At 67.9% G+C, this 13,188-nt stretch carries 14 protein-coding genes; 3 read left to right on the forward strand and 11 right to left on the reverse strand.

Going from position 1 to position 13,188, the window contains the following annotated elements; genetic code table 11:
- Positions 1 to 6: 6 nt before the first annotated feature.
- Genes CAFEA_RS06190 through CAFEA_RS06220 form a run of 7 tightly spaced genes read right to left on the reverse strand, consistent with a single transcriptional unit; the run spans position 7 to position 7,202 of the window.
- Entirely contained in the window at positions 7 to 594 is a 588-nt protein-coding gene (locus tag CAFEA_RS06190; protein ID WP_063936755.1) for a riboflavin synthase, read from the reverse strand.
- Complete coding sequence (ribD, locus tag CAFEA_RS06195; protein WP_063936756.1) at positions 575 to 1,573, reverse strand: bifunctional diaminohydroxyphosphoribosylaminopyrimidine deaminase/5-amino-6-(5-phosphoribosylamino)uracil reductase RibD; 999 nt, start codon at positions 1,571 to 1,573, stop codon at positions 575 to 577. The genes CAFEA_RS06190 and ribD overlap by 20 nt, the downstream gene beginning before the upstream one ends.
- On the reverse strand, positions 1,570 to 2,232 hold the full coding sequence (rpe, locus tag CAFEA_RS06200; protein ID WP_063936757.1) for a ribulose-phosphate 3-epimerase: 663 nt from the start codon (positions 2,230 to 2,232) through the stop codon (positions 1,570 to 1,572). The genes ribD and rpe overlap by 4 nt, the downstream gene beginning before the upstream one ends.
- Positions 2,233 to 2,242: 10 nt before the next feature.
- The gene (locus CAFEA_RS06205) at positions 2,243 to 3,721 is read right to left on the reverse strand and encodes an RsmB/NOP family class I SAM-dependent RNA methyltransferase (protein WP_063936758.1); all 1,479 of its coding nucleotides are present in this window, start codon (positions 3,719 to 3,721) and stop codon (positions 2,243 to 2,245) included.
- Positions 3,718 to 4,647, reverse strand: coding sequence for a methionyl-tRNA formyltransferase (fmt, locus tag CAFEA_RS06210; protein ID WP_063936759.1), 930 nt, complete (start codon positions 4,645 to 4,647; stop codon positions 3,718 to 3,720). Before fmt ends, CAFEA_RS06205 begins: the two co-directional genes overlap by 4 nt.
- 13 nt (positions 4,648 to 4,660) lie before the next feature.
- Positions 4,661 to 5,152, reverse strand: a complete 492-nt coding sequence (gene def / locus CAFEA_RS06215; protein ID WP_063936760.1) for a peptide deformylase — start codon at positions 5,150 to 5,152, stop codon at positions 4,661 to 4,663.
- A gap of 40 nt (positions 5,153 to 5,192) precedes the next feature.
- Positions 5,193 to 7,202 (reverse strand): primosomal protein N', encoded by a 2,010-nt coding sequence (locus CAFEA_RS06220; protein ID WP_063936761.1) that lies wholly within the window; start codon positions 7,200 to 7,202, stop codon positions 5,193 to 5,195.
- Between the two features lie 135 nt (positions 7,203 to 7,337).
- On the opposite strand from CAFEA_RS06220, the gene CAFEA_RS06225 reads away from it, so the two are divergent.
- From CAFEA_RS06225 to CAFEA_RS06235, 3 genes are read left to right on the forward strand one after another with little or no spacing between them, the layout of a single operon-like run.
- Positions 7,338 to 8,321 carry a polysaccharide deacetylase family protein gene (locus tag CAFEA_RS06225; protein WP_063936762.1) on the forward strand — a complete coding sequence of 328 codons (984 nt, stop codon included), beginning with the start codon at positions 7,338 to 7,340 and terminating at the stop codon, positions 8,319 to 8,321.
- A gap of 17 nt (positions 8,322 to 8,338) precedes the next feature.
- Positions 8,339 to 8,698, forward strand: coding sequence for a hypothetical protein (locus tag CAFEA_RS06230; protein WP_063936763.1), 360 nt, complete (start codon positions 8,339 to 8,341; stop codon positions 8,696 to 8,698).
- Positions 8,699 to 8,701: 3 nt separating this feature from the next.
- Complete coding sequence (locus tag CAFEA_RS06235; RefSeq protein WP_063936764.1) at positions 8,702 to 9,568, forward strand: hypothetical protein; 867 nt, start codon at positions 8,702 to 8,704, stop codon at positions 9,566 to 9,568.
- Here the strand turns inward: CAFEA_RS06235 and metK are convergent.
- From metK to gmk, 4 genes are all read right to left on the reverse strand, one after another.
- Entirely contained in the window at positions 9,565 to 10,782 is a 1,218-nt protein-coding gene (gene metK, locus CAFEA_RS06240) for a methionine adenosyltransferase (RefSeq protein WP_063936765.1), read from the reverse strand. The genes CAFEA_RS06235 and metK overlap by 4 nt on opposite strands.
- A 141-nt stretch (positions 10,783 to 10,923) precedes the next feature.
- On the reverse strand, positions 10,924 to 12,180 hold the full coding sequence (gene coaBC / locus CAFEA_RS06245) for a bifunctional phosphopantothenoylcysteine decarboxylase/phosphopantothenate--cysteine ligase CoaBC (RefSeq protein ID WP_034998875.1): 1,257 nt from the start codon (positions 12,178 to 12,180) through the stop codon (positions 10,924 to 10,926).
- An 88-nt stretch (positions 12,181 to 12,268) separates the two neighbouring features.
- Positions 12,269 to 12,565: a DNA-directed RNA polymerase subunit omega gene (rpoZ, locus tag CAFEA_RS06250; RefSeq protein ID WP_289624555.1), complete on the reverse strand. Its 297-nt coding sequence runs from the start codon at positions 12,563 to 12,565 to the stop codon at positions 12,269 to 12,271.
- A 35-nt stretch (positions 12,566 to 12,600) separates the two neighbouring features.
- Positions 12,601 to 13,188: a guanylate kinase gene (gmk, locus tag CAFEA_RS06255; RefSeq protein ID WP_034998871.1), complete on the reverse strand. Its 588-nt coding sequence runs from the start codon at positions 13,186 to 13,188 to the stop codon at positions 12,601 to 12,603.

Consider the following 13,188-nt stretch of genomic DNA (forward strand, 5'->3'; position numbering starts at 1 on the left):
CCAAGCCTATCCCTGCACCATTTTCTCAACGTATTTGGCCACGATGTCCACCTCCAGGTTCACCGGGTCGCCGGGTGCGAGCTCGCCGGCGGTGGTGTCGCGCAGCGTGGTTGGGATAAGCGAAACCTCGAAGTAGCCCTCGCCCACCGCCGAGACGGTCAGCGAGGTGCCGTTGACCGCGATGGAGCCTTTCTCGACGACGTAGCGTTCAAGGCACTCCGGCAGCGTGAAGCGCACGACCTCCCAGTGCTCCGACGGGGTGCGCGAGACCACATCGGCCACGCCGTCGACGTGGCCCTGGACGATGTGGCCGCCCATGCGCTGGCCCGCGGCGAGCGCCCGCTCGAGGTTCACCCTGGAACCAGCCTTGTAGGTGCCGAGCCGGGAGCGGTCCAAGGTTTCGCGCATCACGTCCGCGGTAAAGGTGCCGTCGACGCTGTCCACCACCGTCAGGCACACCCCGTCCACGGCGATCGAGTCGCCGGGTGCGGCATCTTCGGTGACTTTGGGGGCGCGGACGGCGATCCGGACGGCGTCGTCAAGCTGCTCAAGCTCCTCTACCACCCCGATTTCCTCAACGAGTCCCGTAAACATCTCTCTCCATTTCTATGAACACGTCGTTTCCCACCGGCCGCACGAGCGTGGTGCGGAAGCGGCGGGCGTCGGCGATAGTGCCTGCAATGGCGTGGTCCAGCACCGAGCGGCCGGCGCCGAGGAGCGCGGGCGCGATGTAGGCATGCACCGCGTCAACCAGATTCAGCTCGAGAAAGCTCGCGGCGAGTGCCGCGCCGCCTTCCACCAGCACGTCGCGCGCACCGGTCTCCCAAAGGGCTTTTAGCGCCTCCGCTGGTGTGGCGTACTGCTCGAAGCCCAAACGAGTAAGGTTGCCCTCGGGTACTTCCCGGGAGCCGACCACCACGCGGCGCGGCTGGTGCTCGCGCAAGGTGCCGCCCGGGAACCGCGCGGTCAGCGACGGGTTGTCGGCGATCGCGGTGCCGGTGCCGACGATGATCGCGTCGAGCTTCGCGCGGTCCGCGTGCACCAGCTCCCGGGCATCCTCGCCGGTGATCCACTTGCTCGTGCCGTCCGCCGCGGCGGTGAAACCATCGAGCGTGGAGGCGAACTTCAGTGTCACGCTCGGCCGGCCCAGGCGCACCGAGCGCAGCCAGGGCTGCAGCGCCGCGACCCGCACCGGCTGAAAGTTCGCCTCGACGCCGTGGGCGCGCAGGTAATCGGCCCCGCCGGCGGCCGCTTCGTTGGGGTCGGCGGTGAAATACACCACCCGCCGGATCCCCGCCTCCACGAGTGCCTCAGAGCAGGGACCGGTGCGGCCGGTGTGGTTGCACGGCTCCAGGGTCACCACGGCAGTAGCACCTTGGGCGCGCTCGCCCGCTTCGCGCAGGGCGTTGACCTCCGCGTGCGGCCCGCCTGCCGGCGAGGTCGCGCCGGTGGCGATGAGCTCGCCGGAGGCGGAAATGAGCGCGCAGCCCACCGGAGGATTTGGCGAGGTGGCGCCCCGGACGGACTCGCCGGCCTCGATCGCGGCGGAGAAGGCGCCGAGTTCCTCGGTCACCCTTGCGCCGCCTCCCGGGCGAGCTCGCGCAGGCGCTCCACCGCCTCTGCCGGGTTGTCGGCGCCGAAGACTGCGGAACCGGCCACGAACGCATCCACGCCAGCCTCCGCAGCCTGCGCGATGGTCGCGCCCGCGATGCCGCCGTCAATGCCGATGATGGTGTCCAAGCTCGCCTCCTTGATGCGGTCGCGCAGCACCATCACCTTGCTCAACACCTCCGGCATGAACTTCTGGCCGCCGAAACCGGGCTCCACGCTCATGACCATGACCTGGTCGAAGTGCTCCAGATCGTCCAGGTATGGCTCAATCGCGGTACCGGGCTTGATTGCAAATCCGGACTGCACGCCCAGCTCGCGGCACTGCTTCGCGGCCGCGACGTGGTCGCCCACGGCTTCGACGTGGAAGACGAGACGGTCGCCGCCGGCGTTGACGTAGGTTTCAAGCCAACGCTCCGGCTCCTCGATCATCAGGTGCATGTCCAGGAACTGGTCGGTGACGCCGTTGACCGCCTTGGTCACGTCCGGGCCGAAGGAGAGGTTGGGCACGAAGTGTCCGTCCATGATGTCCACGTGGATCAGGTCCGCGTTAGCCACCTTGCGCACGTCGTCGCCGAGCGCGGCGTAGTTCGCGGCCAGAATTGATGGGGCGATCTGAATCATGGGTTCTACCTTAGCTTTTGCGCAGCACAGCGAAGAACATTGCGTCGGTGCCGTGGCGGTGCGGCCACATCTGCACGCTCGGGCCCTCGCCCACATCCTCCATGCCGGCGGCCCACTGCCGCGCGTCGAGCTCCTCAACGCCGCCTTTCGCCAGGAGCTTCTCCACGACTCCCCGGGTCTCTCGCACATCCGGCGAGCACGTGGAGTAGACCACCACCCCACCCGGCTTGGCTAGGTTCACGGCGGATACGAGCAGCTCTTCCTGCAGCTGGGTCAGCTCCGCGATGTCGTCTTCGGACTTCGTCCAGCGCGCCTCTGGGCGCCGACGCAGCGCGCCCAGCCCGGAGCAGGGGGCGTCTACCAGGACGCGGTCGTAGCCAGGCTCGAGCTTCGGGTCGCGCCCGTCGGCAGTGTGGACGGTCACCGGCAGGCCGCGCACCGTCTTGGAGATCAGCTCCGCGCGGTGCGGGCTGACTTCAACGGCGTCGACCGCCGCGGCGTCGATAGCCGCGATCGCCCCGATGAGCGCAGCCTTGCCACCGGGGCCCGCACACAGGTCAAGCCAACGGCCTTGATCCTGCTCGACAGGGACCTCGGTGACAGCACGCGCGATGATCTGCGAGCCCTCGTCCTGCACCGCGGCGAGGCCCTCGCGCACCGGCTCGAGTTGGCCTGGGTCCCCCTCCGGCAGGTACACCGCGTACGGCGAGTACTTGCCCTGCTCGCTGCCGGTGCTAAGCGCCAGCTCTTCCGCGGAGACCTCCCCCGGGCGCGCCACTAGGTGCACGACCGGGCGGGCCGAGTCCGCCTCGAGCGCGGCTTCCAGCTCGTTGCGCTTGTCGCCGAGAGCCTCCGCGAAAGACCGCGCGATCCACTCCGGGTGGGCGTGGGTGAACGCCAGCGCGCCCAGCTCGCTGTCCGGGGCGAGGGTGCGCAGCCACTCGTCGGCGGGCGCGCGGGCAATGGAACGCAGCACACCGTTGGCGAAGCCCTTCGCCTTCTCGTGGCCGGCGGCCTCGACGAGCCGCACCGAGGTGTCCACCGCGGCGTGATCGCCTACGCGGGTGTAGAGCAGCTGGTAAGCGCCCAGGCGAAGCGCGGCGAGCACCTCGGGCGCGATCCGTTCAAGCTCCCGCGAAGAGTTCTTCGCGATCACCGCGTCGAGCACCCCGAGGCTGCGCAACGTGCCGTAGGCCAGCTCGGTGGCGAACGCGGCGTCTCGGCCGGTGATCTTCCGCTCGCGCAGGATGCCGGGCAGGGTGAGGTTGGCAAAGGCGTCGTCACGGGCGACGCGCAGCACCACCTCGAAGGCCGCCTCGCGCGCCGGGTCGCCGATGCTGGCCGGACGTCCTTTCACCGTGTAGCGCTGGCGCCCACCGCTCTGCTTGCGCGGCTGCTGCGCTGCACCGCGGCCCTGCTTCCGGTTGCGCTGGTGCGCCGGCTTGTCTTCGCGCCGCCCCGCGGAGCGCGACCTGAATCCTCCGCTCACTCGAACACCACTCCTTCTTTCGCGTCAGCGGCCAACCCGCGGGCCCAGTCCGCCGCGTTCATCATCTTTTTGCCCGGCGGCTGGATCGTGCCCAGCCGCACGTCGCCGTCGGCGGTGCCCACGAGCACCTCATTCTTGCCAAGCGCGGCCTCGCCCGGGGCCAACGAGCCCTCCCCGGTCGGGGTGACCGGGCCGAGCTTGAATCGGTTCTCCCCGCGCATCGTCCACGCACCCGGCGCCGGGGTGTGGGCGCGAATGCCGCGGTCGATCACCGCGGCCGGCTGGTTCCAGTCCACCCGGGCGTCCGCCGGTGCGATCTTGTGGGCATAGGTGCCCTCTTCCGGTTGCGGCGTCGGTTCCGCGGTGCCTGCGTCCAGCGCGTTCATGGTCTTAACCAGCAGGTCAGCTCCGGCGTAGGCGAGGCGCTCCAGCAGCTCGCCGCTGGTTTCCGCCTCCCCGACTTCTGTTTCCAGCGTGTCCAGGATGTCGCCGGTGTCCAGGCCCTCGTTAATACGGAAGGTGGTCGCGCCGGTGACCGCGTCCCCGGCGGCGATCGCAGCCTGCACCGGTGCCGCCCCACGCCACTTGGGCAGCAGCGAGAAGTGCAGGTTCACCCAGCCGTGTGCGGGGATGTCCAGCATGTCCGCGGGAATGAGGTTGCCGTAGGCCACCACCGGGATCGCGTCGGGCGCCAGCTCCTCCAGTTGGTGCCGGATGGCGTCGTCGCGCGTGAGGCTTTCCGGGGTGAGCACTGCAATGCCGTGCTCGACGGCGAGCGCCTTTACCGGCGACGGGTGCAGCGTGCGCCCACGGCCGCGGCGCGCGTCCGGGCGGGTGAGCACCGCGACGACCTCGTGGTCGGAGGCGATGAGCCGCTCGAGTGCCGCGGCGGCGGGTTCGGGGGTGCCGGCGAATACGAGTCGCATAAAAACGTTCTCCTTAGCTCCAGTCGGCGGCCTGGATCGCCGCCATCGCTTCCTTGCGTTGCTCCGGTGCCATCCTGCGCATGAACATCACGCCATCCAAGTGGTCCGCTTCGTGCTGGATGCAGCGCGCCAACAACCCGGTGCCGCGCAGGGTAAGCGGACGCCCGTAGCAGTCCTGGCCGCGGGCCACCACCGTCCTGTGGCGGGTGACCTCCCCGCGCACGTCCGGCACCGACAGGCAGCCCTCGACGCAGGTCTGCATCTTGTCGCCCAACGGTTCCCACACGGGGTTGACGATGTGTCCGCGCATGCCCTGGCAGTCGAACACGAAGATCCGGCGCGCAAGCCCGATCTGGTTCGCGGCCAGACCCACCCCGCCAGCGTGGTCCATGGTTTCCAGCATGTCGGCGACCAGTCGCTCGAGGGCGGCGTCGAAAACGGTGACCTCTGCTGCAGCGGTGTTGAGCACTGGGTCGCCGAACAGGCGGATGTCGCGGATAGCCATGGGGTGCAAGTGTAGTGCCACGCCCAATCACGCGACCCAGCTAGCCGATGTCCACCGGATTGACCTGGACGCGCAGCGGCAAGTCCTGCTTTGCTGTCGTCCACGCCACCGCGCCCGCTCGAAGCGCCTTGCCCAGCGCGGTGCGCCCGGCAAGCGGGGTGCGCACCAGCATCCGCTGCGCAGGCCCGAGCGCCTCCCGGTTCCACTCGCCCGGCAGCCGCACCCCCGGCGGCAGATCCACCGGGCCGAGCAGCTCGGCGTGCTCGGGTAGCTCGGTGCGCGCGAAGAACTCGTCTAACCCATCTCGCGGGGCGTCCACCACCGCCACGTGCACCGCCGGCGGAAAGCGGGCCTCGCGCCGCAGTGACAGCTCGAGGGCTGCGAACCCGCGCGCGTCCCAGCGGATCAAGTGCTGCACCACAGGCAGCGAGGGTTCTGCCACCACGACCACCTCCCCGCCAGCGCTATGCGGCTGCACCAGCGTGGCCGCCCCCACCCACTTGGCAAAGGTGTCCTCCACCGCGCGCAGGTCCGGCCGTTGCATCAGCGCCCAGGCGTCCAGAAGCACCGCCGCACCGTAGCCTCCTTCAACATGCGGCTCCGCACCCGGCGTGGCCACCACCAGCGCCGGGCCCGGCTGCACCTGCGCACGCACGTTCTCGCCGCCTGAGGTGATCACCTTGTACTTGGCAAAGGCACGCCCCAGCTCCTCGGCCGTGCGCTCCGTGCCCAGCACCACCGCGCGCAGCCTGCGCGAGCCGCAGGCCGGGCACACGTGCGCCGGGTCCATCCGCCCACACCACCGGCACGTCGGCGCCGCGGCCTCGCCGCCCGAAGGCAGGCTCAGAGGCCCGTTGCACCACCGGCAGCGCGCCGGAGTCCGGCACTGCCCGCACGCAAGCGACTGGATGTAGCCGGTGCGCGGCACCTGGAACAGCACAGGGGCACCGCGCTCGAGCGCTCGTGTCGCCGCCTGGAACGCCGACGACGGCAGGCGGGCCTGCTTCGCGCGCGGGTCGCGCTCCATCTCAAAGTCCGAATCCCCCGCCGCGTGGATGTACGGCGAACGGGTGCGCAAGCTCTGGCGCGGGGCGACCAGCTCATGCATCCACCCGGATTCCACCAGCAGCTGCGCCTCGGCCGTGCGCGCATGCCCGCCGAGAATCAACGAGCACCCCTCCTGCGCCGATCGCGTGGTCAGCACCTCGCGCGCGTGCACGTACGGCGCGCGCGGATCCACCAGGTTGTCGTCGCCGTCGAACATGAGCGCCGCAAACCGCAGGTTTTCCACCGGAGCGAACGCGGCCGAGCGCGTGCCCACCACAATCCGACCCTGCCCGTGCAGCACCGATAAGTAGCGCGAGTACCGCGCCTGCGGGCCCTGCGATGCCGTCAGCGTTGTCACCTGCCGCGCCCCGACGATCTCTTTCAGCGCCGCCTCGCACGCGTCCACGTCTTTCTGGTCCGGCACCACGATCAGCGCGCCCGCCCCGTCCAACGCCACCTTCGCCGCCAGCGACGCCAACGCTGCCGCCCAGTCGTCCCCAGGTGCAACCTGCCACGCCGCCCGCGCAATCTTGCCAGCCACAACCGCGTCCACGAAAGACTCGCCAAAGGTGTACGCGGTCCACGCCGACAAATCCGGCTCCCCGGCCTCCCCCAAATCCTCCCAGGGAGTGGAGGTGTCCGTTTCCTCCGCCTTCGCGTGGCGCGCCGGGATAGCCGAGCGGTAGATATCGGATCGCACGCCCGCGTAACGGTCCGCGAGCGCGTCGATAAGCTCGCGCGTTTTCGCCGGAGCCACAACCTCCGACGAGATGACCCGCTCGATGAAGCGCAACGACCCCTCGTGCCGCGATTGCGAGGCGCGCTCGAGCACCACCGCGTCCACGAGCCGCCCCGCAAAGCGCACGCGCACCCGCACCCCGGGCTGCACTGCGTCCGCATCCTGAGAGGGCACCAGGTAGTCGAAGGGCCTGTCCAGATGCGCGAGACCGAGCATGGGCAACACGCGCGCGATTGGGGCTTCGGCGGCGGGCGTGTCAGACATGACCCCGGATTCTAAACCACCGCCCGACACCGCCTCCGGGCGCGAGCACCCCAATCGCCCATTCCGGGCTTGTTTGGAGTACTAATAAGACTGAAAGAATTATCCTCACGCGCGTTTGAAAGACTTGGCCCCCTGATGAAACGCCTGCTTACCGTAGTCGCCTCTGCCGCCCTCCTCGCCACTGTAGCGATCTCGCCTACCCCCGCCTCCGCTGATGCGGCCAAAGTGACGCAGCTGGCCCTGCGGCAAGGCACGCAGATCATCCCCGGCGATTCCTTCGGCCCCATCCTCGCACAGGGAGCAGGTTCGCCTATCGACGGCAGCTCCGCCTTCATCACCGGCTCCTCCGACCACGCACGCAGCGCCGCGGAGGACGGCTGGCGCCGCGCCTTCGACGGCCTGCCTGACCAGGTGAAGCAGGCCGTGCCCCCGCACCTGCGCCCGCCGGAGCCGGCGAAACCGGCCGACGTCACCGTGGTACCCGCGCAGGAGCCCTCGCCTTCGCCGGTGCCGCCGAAGTGCTACAACTGCGTCGCCATCACCTACGACGACGGCCCGGTCCCCAGCTCCACCGAGCGCCTGCTGGATATCCTCAAGCGCAAGGACGCGCACGCCACCTTCTTCGTGGTGGGCCGCAACGCCAACGCCTACCCGCAGATTCTGCGCCGGATCCGCGACGAGGGCCACACCATCGGCAACCACTCCGTTGACCACCCCGACCTGGCCAGGCAGTCCGATGCCGCAATCGTCGCCCAACTGGACGGCACGAACGCTGCGCTGAAGAAGCAGGCCGGTGTGGAGCCGCACTGGATGCGCCCGCCGTACGGTTCCTACGATTCGCGCGTGGCCTCCGCCGCCGGCGAGCGCGGCATGTCGCTGGCCATCTGGGACGTGGACACCGCCGACTGGCAGCACCGCAATCCAACCACCACCTGCAAGCGTGCGGTGGAAGGTGCCCGCGAGGGCTCCATCATCCTCATGCACGACATCCACCAGCCCACCGTCGACGCGGCGGAGTGCGTCATCGACGGCCTGCGTGCCAAGGGGCTCAAGCCGGTCGGGCTCGACGAAATGATCAAGCGCCCCGAAGCCGGTCACGTGTACACGCGCGCGGATTAGTTCCTATACTCCTGCCCATGACTGAACAGCAGGACAACGACGCCCGCAAAGGATGGGTCAAAGCCATCCCCTATGCCATGTTCGCTGCCTACGCCCTCGGGCCGTTGCTGCTCATCCCGTTGGTGCGCAACCCGTGGGTGATGGTCGGGGTCATCTTCGGGGTGGCCATCATCGCCGGGCTTATCGACGGCATCGCTTTCCGCCGCAATTGGTCCCTGCCACTGCTGACAGGGGTGGGTTTCTGGATTGCCAAGACCTTGTACTTCAACGACGGCACGTTCATATATGCCATCGGTGTGACGCTTGCCTGCGCGGCGGCGATGTGGGTGGGGTCGTTGGCGGGCGGCAGCTCGTCTAGAAGCAATGCGGAGGTGTAACCGATGGAAACCTGGAGCCTCAACCACCCCGACTACGGCCTGATCGAGGTCCGCGTCGGTTTTGACCGCGACTTCGCCGCAGAGGACGCGAGCTGGCCCGGCGAGGAGGCGGACAAGCCGGGCATCCTGGCGACGGCGGAGAGTTCGTTCAAAGAGCGGATCCAGCTGTGGTCGAAAAACCCCACCGAGCGCATGGAGGTGCGCGTCGACGGCGCGGTGCAGCACCGCTACAACGACGTCAACAGCACCCGTCTACCGCTGTTCGGCGACGGCCCGAAAGACGAGCTGGAAACACCGATGCTGGTGGGACTCGACCGTTCGAAGCCACACCTGAAGCTGCGGGTCAGTGGCTTGGATGAGCTGCTCAGCGTGGAGTTTCGCGAAGGCGACACGGTGGTGGAGTTCGACCCGCCCGCCGGCTCACGCGGCGCGCACCGTCGCGAAACCATGGAGTCCAGCGAGCTCAAACGCACCCTGATCCCCATGGCCGAAGGCTTGGGCAAGGGCGGATGGGCGCTCGCCGTGCTGCTGCTCGGCCCAATCCTCTCCCGGTTTCTCAAGTGGTTGCTGGGTTTTCTGCCTGACTGGGACCTGCCGGACCTCCCCGATTGGCAACTGCCCCACATGAACCTGCCGGTACCTGAGCTGCCGGAGCTTAATTTGCCCCTGCCCGACATCAACTGGCCAGATCTCGACCTGCCCGAGGTGCCCGAGTGGGTGCTGTGGCTGCTGGAGTACACCAGGATTTGGTTGCCGGTGGTCATCGGCATCGTCGCCGGCGTGGTCGTGCTGCGCAACCATAAACGCTCCGAGCGAGAAAAAGCCGCTTGGCGCAACCACCAGGCGGAGGGAAAGACGGAGACGGATTAGACGCCGGCGGCGGCCTTGAGGTCGTCGACCTTGTCGGTGCGTTCCCACGGCACGTCGATGTCCGTGCGGCCGAAGTGGCCGTACGCGGCAGTTCGCGCGTAGATCGGGCGCTTGAGGTCCAGTTCGCGGATGATCACCTCCGGGCGAAGGTCGAAGACCTTCTCCACCGCCTGCTGGATGCTCTCGTCCGTCTGCCCCTCGGTGGCGGTGCCGAACGTCTCAACGTACAGGCCTACCGGGTTCGCGCGGCCGATGGCGTACGCCACCTGCACCTCAACGCGCTCCGCCAGGCCCGCTGCGACGATATTCTTAGCCACCCAGCGCATCGCGTACGCGCCGGAACGGTCCACCTTTGAGGGGTCCTTGCCGGAAAACGCGCCGCCGCCGTGGCGGGCCATGCCGCCGTAGGTGTCCACGATGATCTTGCGGCCGGTCAGGCCTGCATCACTCATGGGTCCGCCCTGGATGAAGGAACCGGACGGGTTGACCAGCACCTTGGTGTCCTCGCGGTAGTAACGCTCCAGGTCGGCGTCCTTGAGCACCCAGTTGATCACGTGCTCGCGCAGCGCCGCCTCCAGCGGCTCGCCGGTGAAGTCCGGGTCGTGCTGCGTGGAGATGACGATCGTGTCAATGAATGCCGGGGTCTGGCCGTCGTAAGCGAAGGTCACCTGGGTCTTGCCGTCCGGGCGCAGCCCATCCACGATGCCCTCGTGGCGCACCTGGGACAGCCGGCGCGCCAGGTGGTGCGCCGTGGAGATCGGCAGCGGCATGAACTCCGGGGTCTCGTTGGTGGCGTAGCCGAACATCAGGCCCTGGTCGCCCGCGCCGGTCTGGTCCTCCGCGCCGGTGGAGGTGTTCTCGCGGACCTCCTGGGAGGTCACCACGGAATCGTGGATCTCCGCCGATTGGTCCCCGATCGCGATGTTCACGCCGCAGCTGCGGCCGTCGAAGCCGACCTCGGAAGAGTCGAAGCCGATCTCCACCAGTTTCTCGCGCACGATCCGGGCGATGTTTGAGTAGGCGGAGGTACGCACCTCTCCCACCACGTGTACCTGGCCGGTCGTGGCGAGGGTCTCCACGGCCACCTTCGCGTCCGGGTCCTGGGCGAGCATGTCGTCCAGGATCGCGTCCGAGATCGCGTCGCAGATTTTGTCGGGGTGGCCCTCAGTGACCGATTCGCTTGTGAACAAGCGGAAGTACGTATCAGTGGACAAAGCAGTCTTTCCTTTGCATCTGGGCGGACGGGTTGCGTTCCGGCGCACCTGCTGGGCGGCTCAGCTTTGCACGGGCTGAAACGGGAACGGCACGTCGATAAGTCATCCCCACGATAGACCAAGCTGTCTAAATGTGCAATCTCACAGCGCGAGACGCTCTATCGCGTCCCAGATGTGTACCGCCACCTCGTGCTTAGTGCCATCCGGAATCTCCTCCTCGCCGCCGTCGGCGCTGAGCAGCCAACCCCGGTTGCGGGCCTGCCCGAACACGCCGCCGCCGGCCACGGAATTGAGCATGAGCATGTCCGCGCCCTTTCGCTTGAGCTTCGCGCGGCCGTTTTCCAGCTCGTTGTCCGTCTCCGCGGCGAAACCGATGATGGTCGAGGCGACCTGCCCCGCCTCGCGCATGTCCACGAGGTCCTTGAGAATGTCCGGGTTCTCCGTGAGCCGGATCGTGGACAACGCGTCGTCCGCCTGCCCCTTCTTCAGCTTCGTGTTCGCTTCCGCTTCTGGACGAAAATCTGCCACCGCGGCCGCCATGATCACCACGTCAGCGTCCGGTGCGCGATCCACCATCGCCTGCCGCATCTCCCGGGTGGAGCCGACCTTGACCACCTCCGCGCCCGACGGCGGTTCCAGCTCGTCGGTCGCGCCCGCCACGATGGTCACCTTCGCGCCGCGCTGCGCGGCGATGTCCCCCAGGGCGTAGCCCTGCTTGCCGGAGGACCGGTTGCCGATGTAGCGCACCGGATCGATGTTCTCCTGGGTGCCACCCGCGCTGATCAGCACGCGCTTGCCCGCAAGCGTCCGAGCGAACGCATTCGCGCCGTTCGTACGCAGCACAGTACGCGCTAGCTGGGCGATCACATCCGGCTCCGGCAAGCGCCCAGGGCCGGTGTCTCTACCGGTGAGCCGCCCGTGCGCGGGTTCGAGCACGGTAATCCCGCGCTCGCGCAGCGTTGCGACGTTTACCTGCGTCGCTGGGTTGAGCCACATCTCCGTGTGCATGGCAGGCGCCAGCACCACCGGGCACGTAGCCACGAGGATTGTGGAGGTGAGCAGGTCGTCTGCTCTCCCGGCGGCCACCCGAGCAATCAGGTCCGCCGTCGCGGGCGCGACGACGATCAGATCCGCCTCCTGTCCTACCCTCACATGCTGCACCTCGTCTACGCGGGTGAAGACGCCGGTGTCCACCGGGTTGCCGCTCAGCGCTTCAAACGTGGCAGCGCCAACGAAGTTCAGCGCGTTTGTGGTCGGAATGACGCGGACCTCGTCCCCCGCCTCCTTGAAGTTCCGAACTAGGTGGCACGCCTTGTACGCGGCGATCCCGCCGGAGACTCCAATGACTACGCGCAGCGGCTGCGTCGGGTTCTGGGCCGGGTTCTGGGCTTCGCTCATGAGCCCCAAGCATACAAAACCGCCGCCGCCCAGCGGTGTTGCTGGGCGGCGGCGGTGACCTACCGTGCGCTACTGCTGCGCGACAGGCTTACTGGCCTTCCTCGTGCTCGAGCAGGCCTGCCTCGATCTCGCGCAGAGCGATCGACAGCGGCTTCTCGCCCGGCTCCGGGGAAACCAGCGGTCCCACGAACTCGAAGACACCGTCCTCGGAATTCTGGTAGAAGCTGTTGATCTGGCGGGCACGCTTCGCTGCGAAGATGACGAGCGCGTACTTCGACGACACTTTCGTCAAAAGCTCGTCGATCGGGGGCGCCGTAATGCCCTCCGGAGTGTCGTAGACGTTGTCCTGCTGAGGGGTTTCCTCGGCAGCGGACGTCTCGGACAGATCCTTAGTTGTGTTGCTCACGTGTAACCCACTCGCTAACTGTTGTTGGAAGATGTGCCTTGAAGAATGCCGGCGATGGCCGCCACCGCCGCATCCACGTCGTCGTTGACCACCACGGTGTCGAATTCGCCCTGAGCGTCGAGCTCCTTCCGGGCGGTGGTGAGCCTGCGCTCAATCACCTCGGGAGTCTCAGTGCCGCGCCCGGTGAGGCGCTGAACGAGCACGTCCCACGACGGCGGCGCCAAAAACACGGTCCGTGCTTCCGGCAATAGTCGCTTGATGTTGCGTGCGCCTGCTAGGTCAACTTCGACGAGAACGGGCCGCCCGGCTTCCATAGCCTCCTGCACCGGACCGGCAGGGGTGCCGGAGCGCTGCAGGCCTCCGTGAATGTCGGCCCACTCCAGCATCTCTCCGCGGTCAATTCGGCCCTGGAAGTGTTCGGGGGTGACAAAGAAGTAGTCCTTACCGTCCACCTCACCCGGACGCGGTGCGCGGGTAGTCATGGAGACGGAGAAGTACAAATCCGGTACGGCACTGCGAAGGCCGCCCACCACCGTCGACTTTCCCACCGCAGACGGGCCAGCCAGGACGACCAGCTGTCCGCGGGGAGCCACCTCGGACAC

Source organism: Corynebacterium afermentans subsp. afermentans, assembly GCF_030408355.1.
In the GTDB taxonomy this organism is placed as follows: Bacteria; Actinomycetota; Actinomycetes; order Mycobacteriales; family Mycobacteriaceae; genus Corynebacterium; species Corynebacterium afermentans.

Excerpts from the sequence above, each read along its gene's own strand:
- CAFEA_RS06190 (WP_063936755.1), bottom strand. The coding sequence starts at position 594 with ATGTTTACGGGACTCGTTGAGGAAATCGGGGTGGTAGAGGAGCTTGAG.
- rpe (WP_063936757.1), bottom strand. The coding sequence starts at position 2,232 with ATGATTCAGATCGCCCCATCAATTCTGGCCGCGAACTACGCCGCGCTC.
- fmt (WP_063936759.1), bottom strand. The coding sequence starts at position 4,647 with ATGCGACTCGTATTCGCCGGCACCCCCGAACCCGCCGCCGCGGCACTC.
- coaBC (WP_034998875.1), bottom strand. The coding sequence starts at position 12,180 with ATGAGCGAAGCCCAGAACCCGGCCCAGAACCCGACGCAGCCGCTGCGC.
- CAFEA_RS06235 (WP_063936764.1), top strand. The coding sequence starts at position 8,702 with ATGGAAACCTGGAGCCTCAACCACCCCGACTACGGCCTGATCGAGGTC.
- def (WP_063936760.1), bottom strand. The coding sequence starts at position 5,152 with ATGGCTATCCGCGACATCCGCCTGTTCGGCGACCCAGTGCTCAACACC.
- CAFEA_RS06220 (WP_063936761.1), bottom strand. The coding sequence starts at position 7,202 with ATGTCTGACACGCCCGCCGCCGAAGCCCCAATCGCGCGCGTGTTGCCC.
- CAFEA_RS06225 (WP_063936762.1), top strand. The coding sequence starts at position 7,338 with ATGAAACGCCTGCTTACCGTAGTCGCCTCTGCCGCCCTCCTCGCCACT.
- CAFEA_RS06230 (WP_063936763.1), top strand. The coding sequence starts at position 8,339 with ATGACTGAACAGCAGGACAACGACGCCCGCAAAGGATGGGTCAAAGCC.